This window comes from Actinomadura sp. NEAU-AAG7 (assembly GCF_018603865.1).
Lineage (GTDB): Bacteria > Actinomycetota > Actinomycetes > Streptosporangiales > Streptosporangiaceae > Spirillospora > Spirillospora litoris.
The window spans coordinates 121795-141704 of record NZ_JAHFZY010000007.1; the positions used below are offsets into that span (position 1 = coordinate 121795).

The window sequence follows — 19910 nt, forward strand, 5'->3', positions numbered from 1 at the left end:
ACATTCCCTGTCCGCTACTGGTGTGACACTCCGCAGACGGTTCCGAAGTCATTCGTAGAGGAGCAACCATGTCGTTCACCACGACCGCCCACCTGAACTTCCACGGCCAGGCCCGCGAGGCGCTGGAGTTCTACCAGTCGGTCTTCGGCGGGAAGGTCACCATCGCCACCTACGGCGACTTCGGCATGCCCGAGGACGTGCCGGGCAGCGGCGACGTCGTCTTCGGCCAGGTCGTCGGCGACAGCGGCTTCCAGGTGATGGCCTACGACGTCCCCGGCCGCGGCGAGCCCACGCCGGCGGGAAGGACCACGCGTGAGAACGGGATGACGATCACCACCGAGAAGTTCTTCCTGTCCGTCCGCGGCGAGACGGTCGACGAGGTCGGCGCCCTTTGGGAGGGCCTCTCGGTCGGCGCCCACGTCATCGAGGCCTACGGGCCCGCACCCTGGGCTCCCGCGTTCGGCATGCTCACCGACCGCTTCGGCGTCACCTGGATCCTCGACGTCGCAGCCGCCTACTGACGCGGCCGCGACCCGGCGCGCAACGGCCACGGGGAGAGCGCGGGCATCGTCCACCAGCGCGACACCGGCCCATCTCGGACGTAGCCGAACGTCACGCCGGCCTATGGACGCAGTGACGAGGGCCGTCCGCGCCTCCCCGTGGCCCGGCGGAAGTGAGCGCACGATCCCCACCGATAAGTACGACTGAAGTGTTCGCCCATAAATACTAAATGGAACTTTCCATCCCAGGTGGGGATGCTGGACGGATGTTCGCGCGCATCCTCTCCCCCCACATCCTTGCTCTGACCGGCACCGTGGTGCTGTGGGCCTCGGCCTTCCCCGCCATCCGGGTCGGTATCGACGGCCTGGGCGTGGCGGCGCTGTCGTTCCTGCGGATCGCGATCGCGGCCGTCGCGCTGCTGCTGGTGGCGCCGCTGGCGAAGGTCCGGCTGCCCCGGCGTCGCGACCTTCCCATGGTCGCCTTGTGCGGGGCCACCGGCATGACCGCCTACCAGATCCTGCTCAACTGGGGCGAGGTCGAGGTGGCGGCCGGGACGGCGAGCCTGCTGATCGCGATCGCGCCCGTCTTCAGCGTGCTGCTGGGAAGCTTCTTCCTCCAAGAGGGGCTGAGCCGCGACATCACCCTCGGCAGCGTCGTCGCGATCGCCGGCGCGGCCATCGTCAGCCTCGCCGCGGGCACCGACGGTTTCACCGTCTCCGCTCTCATCGTCCTGGCCGCCGCCGTCGTCCAGGGGGTGTACCACTTCGCCACCAAACCCCTGCTGCGCCGCTACACCGGCCTGGAGGTCGCCACCTACGCGATGGTCGCGGGCACCCTCTTCGCTCTGCCGCTGATCCCCGCCACCTGGCACGCGACCCTGGACGCCCCGGCCGACGCGCTGGCCTCCGCCGCCTACCTGGGGCTGCTCCCCTCCGCGCTCGGCTTCGTCATCTGGGCCTACGCCGTCGCCCGCCTGCCGCTCGCGGCGTCCACGGCCGCCCTGTACCTGGTGCCGCCGGTGGCCCTGGTCATCTCCCTCATCTGGCTGGGCGAGGTGCCCCACCCCATCGAGCTGGTGGGCGGCGCGGTCACCGTCGCCGGAGTGATCCTGATCAACCGGCGCAAGCGGGCACAGCCCCCCTCCGCCCCCGAGGACGCGCACAAGGCCACCTCGGAGCACCCCGTATCGACGCGGTGAAAGCGCCGGTCACATGGCATTCTCTAGGCGCTCGCGAACAACCCGCAGCTCGAACCGGGCAAGGAGTCGTCCGTGCTAGACGTACGCCGCCTGCGCATCCTCCAGCACCTCGCCGCCTACGGGACCGTCGCGGCCACCGCGGAGGCCCTGCACCTGACCCCGCCGGCCGTCTCCCAGCACCTCGCCGCCCTGCAGAAGGAGGCCGGCATGCCCGTGGTGGAGAAGCACGGACGCACACTGCGGCTGACCGCGGCCGGGGAACTGCTGGTGGCCCACGCCGAGATCATCCTGGCGGAACTCGCGGCAGCCGAATCCGGCCTGGCCGCCCTGCAGAGCGGTCGGCACGGCATCGTGCGGATCACCGCCTTCGCCTCCGCGGCCCGCGCACTCGTGGCTCCCCTGTGGCAACGCCTCGCCGGCACCGACGCCGCGTCGGCCCTGTCGCTGCGGCTGTCCGTCCAGGAACCCGACCAGGCCCTGGACGAGCTGCGCAAGCGCTCCACCGACCTCGCCCTCGTCCACAGCTACACCGTGCTGCCGCGCAGCTTCCCCGCCGCGTGCGAACAGACCGTCCTCATGGAGGAACCGGTACTGCTCGCCCTCCATCCCCGCCAGGCCGAGGCACTGGGACTGACCACCGGGCAGCCAGCGGACCTGTCCCGGACGTCACATCTGCCGTGGCTGACCCCAGGCCCGGAGACCTCCTGCTACGAGATGATCCAACGTGCCTGCGGCGCGGCCGGTTTCGTCCCCGACATCAGGACCCGCAGCAGCGACTTCTCCGTGCTGACGGCCCTGGTGGCGGCGGGAGCGGGCGCCGCCCTCGTCCCCCGGATGGCGCTGCCGGACACCGCCGCGTCCCTCAGCCTCCACCCGCTGCTCCATCCGGTATCCCGCACCATCTTCACCGTGAGCCGCGCGGGAACCGGAAAGCACCCTGACCTGCGGCGCGTCCTGGACCTGCTCCGCGACCCGCCCCCCGCCCCTGACGACACACCGTCCGGCTGACCGCCGACATCAGAGGACGCCTGACCAGATCTGCGCGCCCTCGGGGAGCCCTCCCGGCGTTCCCCGAGACCGGGAGAACCGCATCCGGGGCAGCGATGATCGGCAGCGACATCAGGTGCGGACCGCGAGGCGAAGTCCGCGCACCTCACAAGGCGGAGACATCACCCCTGTCTTTTCGGCAGGCCGCCATTCCCGTCCGCCCCCTGAGGGCCCACCCTCCGGAGCCCGACGGCGTCTCGACTCACTGGTCAGTGGAATTCAGCGCGTAGGTCCATGGCGCGCTTATGCGGTGGAAACACTGGGTGCTGTTACCTGGTCCCCGCGCCGGGGCGACCCCGGTCGCAGCGGCACCGCCACCTTCCGCCGGCGGGTATGTGACACAGAAGGCGAGACCTCGTCATGGCATTCGCTGGGCCGAGCGGCACCCCCGACGAACTCTTCAAGGCCGGCAGGTTCAAGGAGGCCGACCGGGGTTACGAGCAGGTACTTGAGGGCGATCCGGACAACGCGCATGCGTATGCGCAGCGCGGCTACATCGCTCTTCTGTCCAACGGCTTCGCCGACGCCGAAAGGTTTCTGACCAGGGCCATCGACCTGGCACCCGGCGACAACGCCTCGAAGGAGCGGCTGGCGGACTGTTTCGTGCGGCAGGACCAGCTGGGCCGGGCCGTGCCGCTACTGCGCGCGGCCGGACGCGAGGCAGCGGCCAAGCAGTACGAGAGCGTGACCGGGACGCCGTTCGAGATACGCGGACCCCGATCGACACGCCTCCCCATCGACTTTCGGTATCCCATCCCCCTGGTCAGGGCATCGGTGAACGGGGCCGAACCGGTGGCGTTCACCATCGACACCTACGCATCGCTGGCGCTCACGATGGAGACGGCGGAGAAGGCCGGTCTCCGCGCGGTGGCCACCAGTACCGGCAGGAACCCCCAAGAGACCTTCACCATCTATCACGGCATCGTCGATTCGTTCAGGGTCGGGGAGTTCGAGCTGCGCAACGTCCCGGTCCTGTGGCATAAGGCCGAGATGCCGCACCCCCTGGGCGTCCCGCAACCGAACGGCGCCTTCGGAACGACCATCTTCTATCATTTTCTTACCACGATAGATTTTCCGAACAACGCGCTCGTCCTGCGCCGGAAGACCAAGGCGCAGCTCAGGGCGTTCCGCTCCGAAGCCGAGCGGGCAGGCGCCGACCGCCTGCCGTTGTGGCTGGTGAACACCCACTTCCCCTGCACGTTGGGGAGTCTGAACGGCTACGGGCCGAAGGTCGCCTCCGTCGACCTCGGCGCCGAAGGAGCCATCCAAGTCGGCACGAGACCCGAGGTGGCCGAGCGCGCGGGCCTGCGGCCCGACCATGACCGCCCCGCAGTGTTCGCCACGGCGGAAGCCACCTACCCCTTCGTGGCGCCGAAGGCAGGCGTGGGGAACGCCGTCGCACGAGATGTATACGGATGGGTCTCCGAGAACTTCGGGTTCGACGAGCGATTCGGCTTCGAGACGATCGGAAACTTCTCGCAAGAATTCTTCAAGGAGTTCAGCATCACTTTCGATTACGCCGGGATGAACCTCTACATATCGAGCAGGTAGCCGTGCAAGCTGCCCAACTGAAGGTGAGGCCACTCCATGGACGTCGGAACTCCCGGCGAAAGTCCTGACGAGCTGTTCAAGACCGGAAGGTTCGAGAAAGCCGACGAGGGCTACGCGAGGATTCTTGAACGAGCGCCGAACGATCCGCGCGCCAACGCGCAGCGAGGCTATATCGCGCTGCTGTCCAACAGGTTCGCCGACGCCGAGAGGTTCCTGATGAAGGCGGTCGACCTGGCGCCCGCCGACGCGTTCTCGAAGCGGCAGCTCGCCGACTGCTACGTGCGGCAGGACCAGCTCACCCGGGCGGCGCCGCTGCTGAGAGCCGCCGGTCTCGAAGGCTACGCCAGGCAGTACGAGAGCGTGACCGGCACACCGAACGAGGTACACGGTCCGCAGCGCACACGGATTCCCTTCACGGCGCTCAACCCGGGGCCCACCATCGAGGCCGCGGTGAACGGGGTCGAGTCGGGGACGTTCGGTCTCGACACCGGTGCGCCGCTGGCCCTCACGACGGAGACGGCGAAGAAGGCCGGTCTGCGCGCGGTGTCGACCAGCAAGGGCCGGAACCCTCAGGAGACCTTCACCATCTACCACGGCATCGTCGACTCGTTGCGAATGGGCGACATGGAGCTCCGCAACGTCCCGGCGGTGTGGCATAACGCCGAGATGCCGCACGCCCTCGGGGTCGGCCAGCCCGAAGGCGTCATCGGGACCACGGTCTTCTACCATTTCCTGGCCACGATGGATTTCGCGAACCAGGCACTGATCCTGCGGCGGAAGACGGCGGCACAGCGACAAGCGTTCCGCGTCGAGGCGAAGCGGGCGGGCGCCGAACGCCTGCCGCTTTGGCTCGCGGACACCCACATGCCCCACACGCTGGGCAGCGTCAACGGCTATGGCCCCGGACTGGTCGGTCTCGACACCGGGGTCGAGGGGGCCATCCAGGTCGGCACCGACGAGAAGACGGCCGAGCTGGCGGGTGTGCGGCTGGACTACGGCCGTCCGGTCACCTTCGCCGGAGCGGACGAGACCTACCCCTTCGTCGCCCCCGTGGTGAGCCTGGGACGCGCGGTCTCACGGAACGCCTACGGCGTCGCCGTCCGAAAGTCGGGGCTCGACGACCGCCTTGGATTCGAGCCGATCGGCAACTTCTCGCAGGAGTTCTTCAAGACCCTCGCCGTCGCATTCGACTATGTCGAAATGGACCTCTACATCACGGGAGGCTGACAACAATGAGCGAAAGCAACACCGACCGGCGGAGCTTCCTCCGCCAGGCCGGGCTGACCGTCGGCGCCGCCACCGCCCTTCCGCTCCTGGACGCCCAGCGAGCCGGAGCAGCCACATGGGGGCCGGAGGACGCCGCCACAGGATCGCATGCTGATCGGCTCTTCCGTGCGGGCAGGTTCGAAGAGGCAGACCGAGGCTACGCGCGGATTCTGTGCGGTGACCCTGACAACGCGCATGTCCATGCACAGCGAGGCTATATCGCACTGTTGTCCAACAGATTCACCGATGCCGAGAAGTTCCTGACAAAGGCGGTGGGCCTGGAGCCCGGCGACACGTTCTCGAAAGAGCGGCTCGCGGACTGCCATGTGCGGCAGGACCGCTTCGCGCAGGCGGTGCCGCTACTGCGGGCGGCCGGCAAGGAGGCGTATGCCGAACAGTACGCCAGCCTGTCCGGCACACCGTACGAGGTACGCGGCGCCCAGAGCACACGGCTCGCGTTCACCGCCCTCAACCCCATGCCTCTGGTGGAGGTCTCGGTGAACGGGGCCCCGGCCGCACAGTTCATCCTCGCCACCGGGGCACCCTTGGCGTTCACGATGGACACGGCCGAGAAGGCCGGGCTGCGCGCGGTGGCCACCAGCATCGAGACCGTCGGCTATCAGGCGGTCACCATGCATCACGGCGTGGTGGGATCCCTGCAATTCGGCGGCATCGAACTGCGCAACGTCCCGGTCGTCTGGCACGACGGCGAGCAGCCCCATCCCCTGGGGCAGCGGCAGCCGGCGGGCACCCTCGGCACGTCGCTCCTCTACCATTTCCTGGCGACGGTGGACTTCGGCAACAGGGCCCTCACGTTGCGGCGGAAGACCGGAGCGCAGCTGAACGAGTTCCGAGCCGAGGCCAGGCGCGCCGGAGCCGATCGCCTGCCGTTGTGGCTGGCCGACGCCCGCCTTCCCTGCACGCTGGGAGGTCTCAACGACCACGGGCCGAAGGTCGTCACCCTCGACACCGGAGTCGAAGGGGCGGCGGGCGCGGTGTCCGTCATCACGACCGAGGCGATAGCCGAACGGGCGGATATACGCATGGATCACAAGCGGCCGAACGTGTACGGCGCCAAAGAGGATGCCACGCCGTTCATCGTGCAGAGGCCGAGCATCGGAAGGATGACGGCACGGAACCTCTACGGGTTCGCACTCAAACAGCCGCTGTTCGATGAACGTATCAGGTTCCAGACGCTGGGCAACTTCACCCTTGAATTCCTGAAGCCCTTCGCCCTCACCTTCGACTACGCCAATATGCACCTCTACGTTTCCCACAAATAGCCGGCCGGATACGGATGGCTCTCCGTGTTGTTCAGCCGTCGATCGCGAAACCCATCGCGACGGCGGCGGTGACCACGATCTGGCCAGGTGCGAAGTCCTCCTCGACACCGCCGCTGACTCCGCCGTGGCTGTAGGTCTTCAGGCGTTCGGGATCAACGTCCTCGATGTGCAGGACCCTGCCGAGCTCGATCCCCGCTGCTTCGGCGTAGAGTTCGGCCTTGGCGCGGGCCGCGCCGACAGCGTCCCGGCGTGCCTGTGCGCGGAGGGCCCGTTTGGTCCGGACGTCGAACTCGATCCCGTTGATTCGATCAACTCCGGCGTCGACGATCTCGGTCATCAGCTGCTGTAGCGATTCGATCGCCGCTGTCTCGATCTCGTATTCGGCCTCGCATTTGAAACCGGCCTTTCTGCGCGTCTCAAGGGGGGGGCTGTATTCGTAGTGCGTGGCGAGCTTGAGGTGGGACGGCGCGACACCCGCGTCCGGAATCTGATGCGAGCGCAGCACGGCACGGAAAGCAGTGATCACTCTCTGCGCCGCCTGGAACGCCTCGGCAGGGGACTGTTCTATGCAGGCGAGTTCGACCTTCACTCGCGCGAAGTCGGGCTCGGCCGCGATGGTGGCGGCGCCGAACGTCGCCACACCCCAGGGTTCAGAGATCTTCGGGTCGTTGAGCACGGTGGCCTCCATCGTCAGGATCAGAGATATGAAGCTCGGACAACTGCGCAAGCGCGGTTGATGGCGTCTGCGATCCACGTTGTTCTGGTGCGGGAGCACCAGACCAACCACGCGGCCTAGTCCCGCCGCACCAGCAGAAGTCGATGGCCGGCGACGATGCCCCGCACCACGCCAAGAGGGAAGTGTTGGAGGCATGCGAATCTCACGCGTGTTCTCCCACCTCACAGCGTACGGAGTGATCAGCGTATGACGACGGTTCCTTCCCGGACCGGGCGATGGAAGCACCGGCGCCGAAATGTCAGTGGCCTGTGGCGATGAACGGAACATCTACGCCCGAGTCCGTGAGTTCCCCTGCCCGCGTCGGAGGACTTTCGATCGGTGCCCTTGGCGTTCTCGCGCTCGCTCTCGGCTCCCTGCAATCGGTGGTGGAGCCCTCGCTCCCACTGCTGCAACGTGAACTGGACGTCAGCCCCGCCGAAGGCGCTTTGATCGGCAACACCTTACTCATCACCGGCGCGGTCGTCACACCCGTCGCGGGCAAACTCGGCGACCGTTACGGCGGAAAGCGCGTGCTGGTCTGGTTGATGGCCGTGGTCTCGGCCGGCGGGCTTCTGGCCGGCCTGGCACCGAGCCTGCCGGTGTTGCTGCTCGGCCAGGTTTTGCAGGGCGTCATGGTGGGTGTGCTGCCCCTCTCATTCATCCTGGTGCGCAAGCATCTCCCGGCCGGGCGGTCGCAGGTGGCGATCGGGCTGGTCGCCGCGCTGTTCACGGCGGGCGGAATGGTGGGAACGCTGTTCGCGGGCCCGCTCGCCGAGGGACTGTCCTGGCATTGGATGTTCGCGCTGCCGACGATCGCGGTCATCGCGTCGACATCGGCGGTGATCCGGCTGATGCCGCACGATCCGCCGGTCCGGTCGGGCGACAGGCTCGACTGGCCGGGCGTGGTCCTGCTGAGCGGCACGTTGCTCGTGTTCATGCTCGGGCTCGTGACGATGACGGACGCCGACGCGTCGCGATCGGCAGTCGGCCTGATCGTGGTCGCCGTGATCGCGTTCGGGACCGGTTGGGTCGTCGTGGAACGCCGGGCCTCCTCGCCCATGGTCGATCTCCGCATGCTGGCGAAGCCCGCGATCTGGACTTCATGTCTGTTCACCTTCGTCATGACCACCGGCTTCGGGATGGTGCTCATCCTGCTCCCGCAGTTGTTCGCGGTGTCGGGCGACGGATACGGCTTCGGAGCCGATACCACCGCCATCGGACTCCTCCTGCTGCCCGGCGCCATCGCCGGGGCGGTGAGCGACTCGGTCGGCGGAATCGCGGCGCGGCGTTTCGGCCCGCGTCCCGTGGTCATCGCGGGCGCCGTGGTCACGACGGCGACGATGGTCGCCCTCGCTTCCCTGCACGACGCCGAATGGCAACCGGTGCTCGCGAAGGTGCTGGTCGCGCTCGCCACGGGCGCCGGAACCACCGCGCTGCTCGCAGGCACCGCCACCGCCGTCGAGCCCAAGGACACCGGCATCGCCACCAGCCTGCTCGTGGTGACACGCGTGATCGGGGTCGCCCTCGGCGCCCAGATCGGCGGCGCGATCCTCGCCGCCGATGACGATCCGATGACGGGGCGGCCGACCGAGTCGGCTTTCGTCACAGGTTTCGCCGTCGCCGGTCTCGTCGCGGCGTTGCCGCTGCTCGTTGTCCTCATCACGAAGAAGGGAGCCCGGACATGACATCTGCCGGTTCGTCGAGGGGTGCGACCGCCACCGCCGAACGCAGAGTCCTGATCTCCGGTGCCGGTGTCGCCGGACCCGCGCTCGCGTACTGGCTGCACCGTTCCGGATTCGCGGTCACCGTGGTGGAGAAGGCACAGGGACCGCGCGACGGCGGTTACCCGATCGACATCCGAGGCACCGCGACGGAGGTCGCCAGGCGGATGGGCATCCTGCCCCGGCTACGTGAGGCGCACATCGACACACGTCGCTGCACCTTCCTCAACCCCGACGGCAGCGTATTGGCCTCGGTCGTCCCGCACGCCATCGCCGGCAGTGCCGAGGGACAGGACGTCGAGGTGACCCGAGGCGATCTCGCCACGATCCTCTACGCCGTGGTCCGCGACGACGTGGAGCTTCTGTTCGACGACTCCATCGACACCCTCGACCAGTCCGCCCAAGAGGTCGAGGTCACTTTCCGGAGCGGCGAACAGCGGACGTTCGACCTGGTACTCGGCGCCGACGGCATGCACTCACATACCCGGCGAATTCCGTTCGGCCCCGAAGAACGGTTCCACCGCTACCTCGGCTACTGCTTCGCCATCTTCACCATGCCGAACACCTTCGGGCTCTCCCGGGAAATCATGCTGTGGAACAGCCCCGGAAAGGCCGCGGCCCTCTACGCCGTCGGCGACGACGAAGTGCACGCCTTCTTGAACTTCCATCGCCCAGAGCCGCCGTCCGACGCCCTCCGGACCCCCGACGCCCGACGGGACCTGGTCGCGACGGCCTTCGCGGGCGCGGGTTGGAAGGTCCCCGGCATGGTGGACGCCATGCGCGATGCCGATGACCTGTTCTTCGACACCGCCGCCCAGATCCGGATGCCCCAGTGGTCCAAGGGCCGCGTCGCACTCGTCGGTGACGCCGCGTACGCACCGTCTTTCCTCACCGGACAGGGCACGAGCCTCGCGCTGGTCGGCGCCTACACGCTCGCCTGCGCCCTGGCCGCGAACCGGGACCACACCACCGCCTTCGCCGCCTACGAACACGGCCTCCGCGAGTTCGTCACCATGAACCAGGCCCTGGTCGACAACGGCGCGGCCACGCTGTTCCCCACCACGGCGCAGGCCCTGGAACAACGCAACGCCAGGCTGCGCGACCTCGTCACGATGCCCGCGCGAACGGCGCCACCGGCCCATTCAGCCCTCACACTGCCCGAATTCACCCCGACACCCTGATCCCTCGGTGGCGTGCTGGCGGTCGGCGGTGTCTCGGACGGTCTCGACGAGTCGCGGTATTCCTCGCGGATCCAGCACCACCACTGCGACCGCCGGACACCAGAGGCTCTTCTGGTCGTGACGTGCGCTCAGCGCTTGGACGGACGCGAGGCGGCCACCGGATCGGGCGGTGATCTGGGGTTAGGTTAGGCTTTCCTCGCTTGATGGGTCGTTCTGGAGGAAATGTGCTGCCGCTCGGACGTGACGGACGTGGATGAGCACGCTGCTTGAGCAGCGTCCCGTCAACGGGACGGCGCCCGTCCGGCGCGGGGGAGTCCTGGGGCTCGGCCTGCTCGTGCTGGTCGTCGCCGTCGCGGGGGCCGCGTCGCTGGCCGTCGGCGCGCGGGCGTTGAGTCCCGCCGAGGTGTGGCGCGGGCTGTTCGCGGGGCCGGACGCCGACCAGCGGCTCTCCGAGATCAGGCTCATCGTGCAGACGGTGCGGGTGCCCCGGACGGTCCTCGCCGTCGTGGCGGGCGTCGCGCTCGGGGTCGCCGGGGCGATGGTCCAGGGCTGCACGCGCAACCCGATCGCCGACACCGGCCTGCTCGGGGTGAACTCCGGCGCGTCGGTCGCCGTGGTGGCGGCGATCTCCGTGTTCGGTCTCGCCGACCCGCTCCAGTACGTCTGGTTCGCCTTCGCGGGCGCCGCCGTCGCGGGCGTCGTCGTGTTCGGGCTGGCGAGCATCGGACGCGGCGCGGGCAACCCATTGACGCTCGCGCTGGCCGGGCAGGGCGTGACGGTGTTCCTGGCGGCGATGACCACGGCGATCTCGCTCCAGGACAAGGCGGCGCTGAACGCGTGGCGGTTCTGGAACGCGGGCACGGTCGCGGGCGCGGGGTTCGCGGTGATCTGGCCAGTGACCGCGTTCGTCGTGGTCGGGCTGGTGCTGGCCGCCGTCACGCTGCCCGCGATCAACCTGCTCGACCTGGGCGACGACGTGGCGCGCGGGCTCGGGGTGAACGTGGCCCTGCACCGGACGCTCGGCATCGCCGCCATCACGCTGCTGGCGGGCGCGGCGACGGCCGCGTGCGGGCCGATCGCCTTCCTCGGGCTCATGGTGGCCCACGTGTCCCGGCACCTGACCGGCCCCGACCACCGCTGGCTGGTGCCCTACGCGGGCCTGCTCGGCGCCGCCGTCCTGCTGGTCTGCGACATCGTCGGACGCCTGGTCGTCCGGCCGGGCGAGTTGGAGGCGGGCATCGTCGTCGCCCTCGTCGGCGCGCCGTTCTTCGCGGCCCTGGTGTGGCGCGGAAGGTTCAGGAGCGCATGACCGGGACGGACGCGAGGCCCGCCATGGCGCCGGGTGTGCGGCTCGGCCGCGTGTCGTTCGTGTGGCGGCCGTGGCCGGTGCTCGTCACGCTGCTGCTGGCGGCGGCGGCCTTCCTGGTGTTCTGCCTGTCGATCAGCTTCGGCGACTTCACCATCGCCCTCCCGCGCGTGATCGCCACGATCACCGGGCGGGGCGAGCGCGTGGACGAGTTCGTCATCATGGACCTGCGGCTGCCGCGCGCCCTGGCCGGGCTCGTGGCAGGGATCGCGCTCGGGGTGTCGGGGGCGATCACGCAGTCACTCGCGCGCAACCCGCTGGCCAGCCCGGACGTCCTCGGCATCACCACCGGCGCCGGCGCGGTCGCGGTGTTCCTGGTGACGGTGTCGGGCGGGACGACCGCCGCGATCATGAGTTCGGTGGGCCTGTCGGCGGCGGCGCTGGCGGGCGGGCTCGGTACGGGCGTGCTGGTGTACGTCCTGGCGTGGCGGCGCGGGATCGACGGGATGCGGCTCGTCCTGATCGGCATCTCGGTGAGCGCGGTCATGCAGGCGATCACGAACTGGCTGCTGGTCACGGCCGACATCCGCGACGTCGCCCGCGCCCAGGCATGGCTGGTCGGCTCGCTGGCCGACCGGACGTGGAACGAGGTCTGGGTGGCGACGTGCTGCGGGCTCGCGCTGCTCGCCGTCGTGGCGGCCGCGTCCTTCCAGTTCAAGCCGATGCACTTCGGTGACGAGATCGCGGCGGGCCTCGGCGTCCGGCACGGCCGGGTGCGGGCGGTCCTGCTGCTGTGCGCGGTGCTGCTGGCCGGCGTGGCGGGCCCGGTCCCGTTCGTCGCGCTGGTGGCGCCGCAGGCGGCGATGCGGCTGGCGCGCCGTCCGACACCGCCGCTGGTGGCGTCCGGGCTGGTGGGCGCGCTGCTGCTGAACGGCTCGGACGTGCTGGCGCGGACGGCGCTGCCGGTCGCGCTCCCGGTCGGCGTGGTCACCGCCGCGATCGGCGGCCCGTTCCTGGTCTACCTGCTGGTGCGGGCGAACCTCAGAAAGGCGGCATGACGGTGGACGAGCGGGGCGGGGCGGCGCGCGGCCCGCGGCTGGCGGCGCGGGAGGTCTCCGTCGGGTACGGCGGACGGACGGTCATCGACGGCCTCGACGTGGCGATCCCGCCGGGGGTGATCACGACGATCATCGGGCCCAACGGCTGCGGCAAGTCGACGCTGCTCCGGACGCTGTCCCGGCTGCTCAAGCCGTCCGCGGGAACCGTCGTGTTGGACGGCGCGGACATCACCGGGCTCAAGGCCAGGGACGTCGCGAGGAAGCTCGGCCTGCTCCCCCAGGCACCGGTCGCGCCGGAGGGGCTGACGGTGGCCGACCTGGTCGCCAGGGGCCGCCATCCGCACCAGAGCTGGCTGCGGCAGTGGTCGTCGGACGACGCCGACGTCGTCCGGCGCGCGCTGGAGATGACCGGGGTCGCCGACCTGGCGGATCGTCCCGTCGACGCGCTGTCGGGCGGGCAGCGCCAGCGGGTCTGGATCTCGATGACGCTGGCGCAGGGCACCGACCTGCTGCTGCTCGACGAGCCCACCACCTACCTGGACCTGGCGCACGCCATCGACGTCCTCGACCTGGTGGACGACCTGCACGAGGCCGGCCGCACTGTCGTCATGGTCCTGCACGACCTCAACCTGGCCACGCGCTACAGCGACAACCTCGTCGTGATGCGGGACGGCGCGATCCTGGCGCAGGGGCACCCGCGCGACGTGATCAACGCCGAGCTGCTGCGCGAGGCGTTCGGGCTGCGCGCCGAGGTGATCGACGACCCGGTCGGCGACCGTCCGCTCATCGTGCCGATCGGTCGCGCGCACACCCTCCCCCGCCAGGTATGACCCGAAACGCCAGGTAGATCGCCATTAGGTTAGGCTTCCCTTATTTCCATCGCCCCGCCCGCGCCGCGCGGCGTCGCGGCGGACGGCACAGAACCAAGGACCTCGATTGCTCCTCCCACGCACGACCATGACCAGGCCCCTGCGACGGGCCGCGACGATCCTGGCCGCACTGACCCTCGGCGCCGGCCTCCTGGCGGGATGCGGCTCCGACTCGTCCGACACGACCGGTGACAGCGGGCCGGCGGCCGCTGGTGGAACGTTCCCGGTCACCGTCGACCACGCCTTCGGCTCCACCGAGATCGAGAAGGCCCCGAAGCGGGTCGTCTCGGTCGGCTACACCGACGACCAGGCGATCCTGGCGCTCGGCACCCGGCCGGTCGGCATGGTCGACCAGTACCCCAACCCGCCGGGCAGGTCTCCCGACGTCAACACCCAGTGGCCGTGGGTCAAGGCCAAGTGGGGCGACGCGCGTCCGGAGGTCATCATGAGCAACGGCGACTCCGGCCCGAACTACGAGAAGATCGCCTCGCTGCGCCCCGACCTGATCGTCGCGGTCTACTCCGAGATCGACAAGGCCGCCTACGACAAGCTCTCCAAGATCGCGCCGACGGTCGGCCGCACCAAGGCCGAGAAGGAGCCGTTCAGCGCGCCGTGGCAGGACAACGCGGCGCACATCGCCAAGGCGCTCGGCAAGGAGGCCGAGGGCACCCGGATGGTGCGGGAGATCCAGGGCCGGCTCGACGCCGCCCGCAAGGCGCACCCGGAGTTCGCGGGCCAGACCGCCGTCGCGCTGTCCTGGTACAAGGGGTCGGTCGCGCCGTTCACCACCACCGACGTGCGCGGGCGCCTGCTCACCGGCGTCGGCTTCAAGGGCGCCACCGAGATCGACAAGATCGCGGGCGGCAAGTTCTTCACCACGCTGTCGCCCGAGCGCATCGACCTCGTCGACGTCGACCGCATCTTCGTCATCAACGACCAGGCCGACCAGGCGGCGCTCAAGCGGTTCCCGCTGTTCGCCAACCTCCCGGCGGTGAAGCGGGGCAAGGTGTCCTACCTGCCCGACGGTGAGGGCTCGGCGGTCGGCGCGGCGATGTCGCAGGCCACGCTGCTGTCGCTGCCGTACGCGATCGACGAGATGGTCAAGTCGGTCGGCGGGGTGTGACCCCCACCGAGCCCGAGGCGGCCCTGCGCACGGCGAGCGGACGCGAGGCGGCCCGCTGGGTGGCGGCGTACTGCCGCGCCGTGCCCGGACTGTCGGCCGCGACCGTCCTCACGACGGTGGCCGGGGCGGCGCTCCAGGTGCTGCCGGTCCTCCTGCTCGGCCGCGTGGTCGACGCGGTGGCCGGCGGCGGGCCGGAGTCCACGCTGGCCACCGTCGGGGGCGTGCTGGCGGCCGCCGTGCTGCTCGGCGCGGCCGCCACCGCGGCCTCGGCCCATCTGATCGGACGGCTGGGCGCGGGCCTGCTCGCGCGGCTGCGGGAGGGCGCCGTCCGCGCCGTGCTGGCGATGCCGAGCGCCCGGGTCGAGCAGGTCGGACGGGGGGACGTGCTCTCCCGGGTCGGCGACGACGTGGCCGTGCTGTCCAAGGGCCTCCGGACCGCCGTCCCCACCGTCTTCTCGGCGGGCGTGCTGGTCGCCATCGCCACGGCCGGCATGTTCGGCCTGGACTGGCGGCTCGGCCTGGCGGGCGCGGGCGCGCTGCCCGCCTACGCGCTGGCCCTGCGCTGGTACCTCCCCCGGTCCGCGCCGCTCTACCGGCGGCAGCGCGTCGCCCAGGCCGACCGCGCGCAGGCGCTGATCAGCGGCCTGAACGGGATCGACACCGTCCGCGCCTACCGGCTGGAGGGCGCCTTCCGCGCCCGGGTCACCGCCGAGTCGTGGCGGGTGCGCGACCTCGGCATCGAGGTGTTCCGCCTGTTCGGACGGTTCGTCGGCCGGGAGAACCGCGCCGAGTTCGTCGGGCTTGTCCTGATCATCGTGGTGGGGTACGCGCTGCTGGAGGCCGGCGCGGCGAGCCTCGGCGACGTGGCGGCGGCGCCGCTGCTGTTCCACCGGCTGTTCAATCCGCTGGGCGCGATCCTGTTCACCTTCGACGAGGCGCAGAAGTCGGGCGCGAGCCTGACCCGCCTGGTCGGGGCGATGGCGGAGGGCACCGAGGAGCGCCTGGTGGGCGACCCGACCGCCGGCGCGCCCGGGGCCGCCGCGTACCCGGTGACGGTCGAGGGCCTGACGTACGGCTACACCCGCGGCGAGGAGCCCGTCCTCCACGGCATCGACCTGGCGATCCCCGCCGGTGGCTCGCTCGCGCTGGTGGGGGCGTCCGGCGCGGGGAAGACGACGCTGGCCGCGCTCGTCGCGGGCATCGGGACGCCGTGGTCGGGTTCGGTACGCGTCGGCCCGACGGATCTGTCCGTCCTGGACGAGGCCGGGGCACGCGCCCTGGTGAGCATCCTGACGCAGGAGACGCACGTGTTCTCCGGCCCGCTCGCCGACGACCTGCGGCTGGCCGCGCCCGACGCGTCCGACGCCGACCTGCGGGACGCCCTCCGCACGGTGGGCGCGGACGGCTGGGTCGACGCGCTGCCCGACGGGCCGGCCACCCGGGTCGGCGAGGGCGGCGAGCGCCTGGACGCCACCAAGGTCGCGCAGATCGCACTGGCCCGCCTGGTGCTCGGCCGCGCACCGGTCGTGGTGCTGGACGAGTCGACCGCCGAGGCGGGCAGCCAGGGCGCCGCCGAGCTGGAGCGCGCCGTCCTGGCGGCGTGCCGGGGCCGGACGGCGCTGTTCGTGGCGCACCGGCTGACCCAGGCGGTGGCCGCCGACCGCGTCGCCGTGCTGGACGCGGGCCGCGTCGTGGAGATCGGCACCCACGAGGAACTGGTCGCGCTGGACGGCCGGTACGCGCGGCTGTGGCGGGCATGGCGGGAGGGGAGCTAGCGTGACGGCGGCCTTGACGGGATCGGCGATCCTCCGCGGCGCGCTGCGCCGCAACATCGGCGCGATGGCCGGCGGCACCGTCCTCATGGGCATGTACCAGGCGGGCGAGACCGCGTTCCCCATCGCGCTCGGACTGATCGTCGAGCACGCGCTGCGGCACCGGAGCCCCGCCGCGCTCGGCCTGTCGGTCGCCGCGCTCGCCGTGATCATCACGACCGTGTCGCTATCGTGGCGGTTCGGGATGCGCGTCCTGCAGAAGGCCAACACGACCGAGGCGCACCGCTGGCGGGTGCGCGTCGCCGCCTGCGGCCTCCAGCCGGTGGCGAGGAGGGTCGATCTGAAGTCCGGTGAGGTGCTCACCGTCGCCACCGAGGACGCCGACCAGACCGCCGACATCATCGAGGTGGTGCCGCTGCTGGTCAGCTCGCTGGTCGCGGTGCTGATCGCGGCCGGCGCGCTGGGCCTGGCCGACGTCCGGCTCGGGCTGCTGGTGATCGCGGGCACCGTCGCGATCCTGGCGACGCTCAGCGTGCTGTCCAGGCGGATCGGCGCCCGCACCCGCGAGCAGCAGGCGCGGGTGGCGCGGGCGGGCGCGAAGGTCGCCGACCTGATCATCGGGCTGCGCCCGCTGCGCGGCTTCGGCGGCAACCACGCCGCGTTCCGGTCCTACCGCCGGGTCAGCGGGGAGGCGAGGCGGCAGGCGGTCGCGGTCGCCGGGGCGAACGGCGCGTACGCGGGCGCGGCGGTCGCCCTCAACACCGCCCTCGCCACCGCCGCGACACTGCTGGCGGGCTGGCTCGCGTTCCAGGGCCGGATCTCCGTCGGGGAACTCGTCATGGCCGTGGGGCTGGCGCAGTTCGTCATGGAACCGCTCAAGCAGTTCTCGGAGATGCCGAAATACGTGATGATCGCGCGCGCGTCGGCGGAACGGATGGCGCTGGTGCTGGCGGCACCGCCGGTACAGACCCCGGGACGGGACAGGCCCGACCCAAGCGACGCCCTGGAAGTCGACGTTGTCGAGTACGGGCCCTTGCGCGCGTTGAAATTCACCGTGGAACCCGGCGAGTTCGTGGCGATCGCCGCTCGTGAGCCGCGCGCGGCGGCCGACCTGGTCGCCATTCTCGCCGCGAGCGTCCCGTCCGGCGCCTACGAAGGCGCGGTGCGGATCGGCGGCCGGGAGATCTCGGAGCTGTCGATCGAGGCACTCCGCGAGCACCTGCTGGTGAACCCGTACGACGCCGAGATCTTCGCGGGGACCCTGCGCACGAACATCGACCCGCACGGCACCGGCGCAATGGTCGCCGAGGCCGTCGAGGCGTCCATGCTGACGGACGTCGTGGCCCTGCACCGCGAGGGGCTCGACCACGGCGTCCGCGACCGCGGCGCGAACCTCTCCGGCGGCCAGCGCCAGCGCCTGTCCCTGGCCCGCGCGCTGGCCGCCGACGCTCCCGCCCTGGTCCTGCACGACCCGACCACCGCGGTGGACGCGGTCACCGAACAGCTCATCGCCCACAACCTGGCGGCCCTGCGCCGGGGCCGAACAACGATCGTCCTCACCACCAGCCCGGCCCTCCTGAACGCCGCCGACCGGGTCCTGGTCCTGGGCGACGGAACCATTACCGCCGAGGGAAAGCACCAAGACCTCCTAGCCGGCGACGCCGACTACCGCGCAACGGTGGCCCGCTGAAAACTCACCCCGCCCTCACAGAACCGGCCCCGTCCTCGGGCCGATGATCGAGACGAGGACGGTCGCCGTGCCAGGCCAGGCCCCCACGCCGCCGCCGCGTTCGTGGATGTCGGGACGGCTACCTGAGGTGCACTGTCGCGCCAGCAACCCTGCCCGACACGGACAGTTAACTCTCGTTGCCCTGAGTGGTTGTCTGGGCTAATGCTCCACGAAGGAAGAACCGCCCGCCGCCCCCGGTCGCCGCCGCTCTCCCTGATCGATCTGAAGAGTTCATATCGACCAAACCAACCCTGTACGGAGCGAAATAGGCGGGCGATTCTCCATGCCTCTTCAGGATTCACCCATGCGCGAGATCGACATCGAGACCGCGGCGCAGCTGCGTGACCACCTCGCAGGCACACCTGACGAGAGGTGCGTCGAGGGGATCTTCGCAGCCTGCCTCCAGCCCGTCGTCTACAGCCGCCACCACTGGCTCAAGTACAAAGGCGACTACCGCGTGCGCGCCGACCTGCGGGGCGAACTCGAACGGCTTCAGGCGACGCCACCCGCCGACTGGGACGCCGAGGAGAGCGACCTGGTGCTTTCGCTCTACGCGCTCAGCATCTCCTCGGTGGGACTGGACGAGCTCATCGACCGGGTGGACTCCGATGCCGTCCGGGCGGTCCTGCGCGAACGCGGCGACGCCTACCAGGCCGCCCTGGGCGGCGCCTCGGGCGAACCGTCCGCCGGGCTGCTCTCGCTCGCCCGCCGGGTCGACGCGCTGCGCCGGAGCGTCGAGGTCACCCACCACCTCTACTCGATCATCGACGGCGAGGCCTGGTACCGCACCGAGGGCATGGTGCCGCGTGCGGCGGTCCGGCCGTGGAGCCTGAGCCCGGACCTGGAGCGGGTCATCGAACGCGAAGATCCCGACACGGCGCGCCTGGCGGGCGAGGAGAAGCTGCGCGAGGCCGCACGGCGCTGCGCCGACCGCCACGGCGAGGCCGCGCCGCTGCTGCGCGAGATCATGGCGCTGACGCTGTCGGACCCCGTGCTGCGGGGCGACCACGTCACGCTGACCTGCCCGAACGGCGACCTGCTCGACACCCCGGAGCGGATGACCACCAGCGAGGCGTTCTTCACCGAGACCCAGTTGCGCGAGGCCGTGGACCTGTCGGCCCACCGCGACCGGCTGGGCCACGAGTCCTCCGACCAGCTCCAGCGCAACATCAGGGCACGCATGCTCAAGCTGAAGCGCGGAGCGATCCGCGGGCTGTACGGCCCCGGCTGCATGCGGGGCCGGTTCGTGGAGAAGCACGGCGGCCACATGATCTACCGCAACGAGGACAGCCACTACCGCGGCCACCAGAGCATCGGATGCTCGACCGGCGGCCGGGCGTCCTTCTCCGTGCGCCACCTCAGCGGCGGACGGGCCGCCGCGCTGACCCCGATGGTCGGCGACTTCCGCGTGGTGCGGATGAGCCACGACGAGGGCGACCTGTTCACCGGCGAGGATCTGGTCCAGCTCATCCGCTACGCCGAGTGGATCCGGGTGATCGTCGAGGACACCTTCGGCCGCGGCCACGTCCTCCACGTCCAGGACGCCGATCCCGTCGAGCCGGAGCCCCTCCCGTCCTGACCGGCACCGCA

General features: G+C 70.5%; 16 protein-coding genes. 15 read left to right on the plus strand and 1 reads right to left on the minus strand.

The features are described from left to right. Positions 1-68 precede the first annotated feature (68 nt). From KLI87_RS30060 to KLI87_RS30085, 6 genes are all read left to right on the plus strand, one after another. A complete protein-coding gene (locus tag KLI87_RS30060) occupies positions 69-521 on the plus strand; it encodes a VOC family protein (protein ID WP_214619740.1) in 453 nt (150 codons plus the stop codon). A 245-nt stretch (positions 522-766) separates the two neighbouring features. Beyond that, on the plus strand, positions 767-1699 hold the full coding sequence (locus KLI87_RS30065; protein ID WP_214619741.1) for a DMT family transporter: 933 nt from the start codon (positions 767-769) through the stop codon (positions 1697-1699). A 72-nt stretch (positions 1700-1771) separates the two neighbouring features. Further along, positions 1772-2707, plus strand: a complete 936-nt coding sequence (locus tag KLI87_RS30070) for a LysR family transcriptional regulator (protein ID WP_214619743.1) — start codon at positions 1772-1774, stop codon at positions 2705-2707. Positions 2708-3106: 399 nt separating this feature from the next. After that, entirely contained in the window at positions 3107-4297 is a 1191-nt protein-coding gene (locus KLI87_RS30075; RefSeq protein ID WP_214619744.1) for an aspartyl protease family protein, read from the plus strand. A gap of 216 nt (positions 4298-4513) precedes the next feature. Then, entirely contained in the window at positions 4514-5524 is a 1011-nt protein-coding gene (locus tag KLI87_RS30080; RefSeq protein WP_214619746.1) for a retropepsin-like aspartic protease, read from the plus strand. Between the two features lie 5 nt (positions 5525-5529). Continuing rightward, on the plus strand, positions 5530-6846 hold the full coding sequence (locus KLI87_RS30085; protein WP_214619747.1) for a retropepsin-like aspartic protease: 1317 nt from the start codon (positions 5530-5532) through the stop codon (positions 6844-6846). 31 nt (positions 6847-6877) lie between these two features. Here KLI87_RS30085 and KLI87_RS30090 read toward each other — a convergent pair whose 3' ends face one another. After that, positions 6878-7534: an SIMPL domain-containing protein gene (locus KLI87_RS30090; RefSeq protein WP_214619749.1), complete on the minus strand. Its 657-nt coding sequence runs from the start codon at positions 7532-7534 to the stop codon at positions 6878-6880. A gap of 329 nt (positions 7535-7863) precedes the next feature. Between KLI87_RS30090 and KLI87_RS30095 the strand changes: the two genes are divergently transcribed. The 9 genes from KLI87_RS30095 (at position 7864) to KLI87_RS30135 (ending at position 19899) form a co-directional block, all read left to right on the plus strand. After that, the gene (locus tag KLI87_RS30095; protein ID WP_214619750.1) at positions 7864-9246 is read left to right on the plus strand and encodes an MFS transporter; all 1383 of its coding nucleotides are present in this window, start codon (positions 7864-7866) and stop codon (positions 9244-9246) included. Continuing rightward, a complete protein-coding gene (locus KLI87_RS30100) occupies positions 9243-10463 on the plus strand; it encodes an FAD-dependent monooxygenase (RefSeq protein WP_214619752.1) in 1221 nt (406 codons plus the stop codon). The genes KLI87_RS30095 and KLI87_RS30100 overlap by 4 nt, the downstream gene beginning before the upstream one ends. A 253-nt stretch (positions 10464-10716) precedes the next feature. Continuing rightward, on the plus strand, positions 10717-11772 hold the full coding sequence (locus tag KLI87_RS30105) for an iron ABC transporter permease (RefSeq protein ID WP_214619754.1): 1056 nt from the start codon (positions 10717-10719) through the stop codon (positions 11770-11772). Beyond that, complete coding sequence (locus KLI87_RS30110; RefSeq protein WP_214619756.1) at positions 11769-12827, plus strand: iron chelate uptake ABC transporter family permease subunit; 1059 nt, start codon at positions 11769-11771, stop codon at positions 12825-12827. Before KLI87_RS30105 ends, KLI87_RS30110 begins: the two co-directional genes overlap by 4 nt. Further along, positions 12824-13657, plus strand: coding sequence for an ABC transporter ATP-binding protein (locus KLI87_RS30115; protein WP_214619758.1), 834 nt, complete (start codon positions 12824-12826; stop codon positions 13655-13657). Before KLI87_RS30110 ends, KLI87_RS30115 begins: the two co-directional genes overlap by 4 nt. Before the next feature lie 127 nt (positions 13658-13784). Continuing rightward, the gene (locus tag KLI87_RS30120; protein WP_250904414.1) at positions 13785-14819 is read left to right on the plus strand and encodes an iron-siderophore ABC transporter substrate-binding protein; all 1035 of its coding nucleotides are present in this window, start codon (positions 13785-13787) and stop codon (positions 14817-14819) included. Beyond that, positions 14816-16594, plus strand: coding sequence for an ABC transporter ATP-binding protein (locus KLI87_RS30125; protein WP_214619762.1), 1779 nt, complete (start codon positions 14816-14818; stop codon positions 16592-16594). Before KLI87_RS30120 ends, KLI87_RS30125 begins: the two co-directional genes overlap by 4 nt. A gap of 1 nt (position 16595) precedes the next feature. Next, positions 16596-18281, plus strand: coding sequence for an ABC transporter ATP-binding protein (locus KLI87_RS30130; RefSeq protein ID WP_308166310.1), 1686 nt, complete (start codon positions 16596-16598; stop codon positions 18279-18281). Between the two features lie 343 nt (positions 18282-18624). Continuing rightward, complete coding sequence (locus tag KLI87_RS30135) at positions 18625-19899, plus strand: hypothetical protein (protein ID WP_214619764.1); 1275 nt, start codon at positions 18625-18627, stop codon at positions 19897-19899. Positions 19900-19910: the final 11 nt, after the last annotated feature.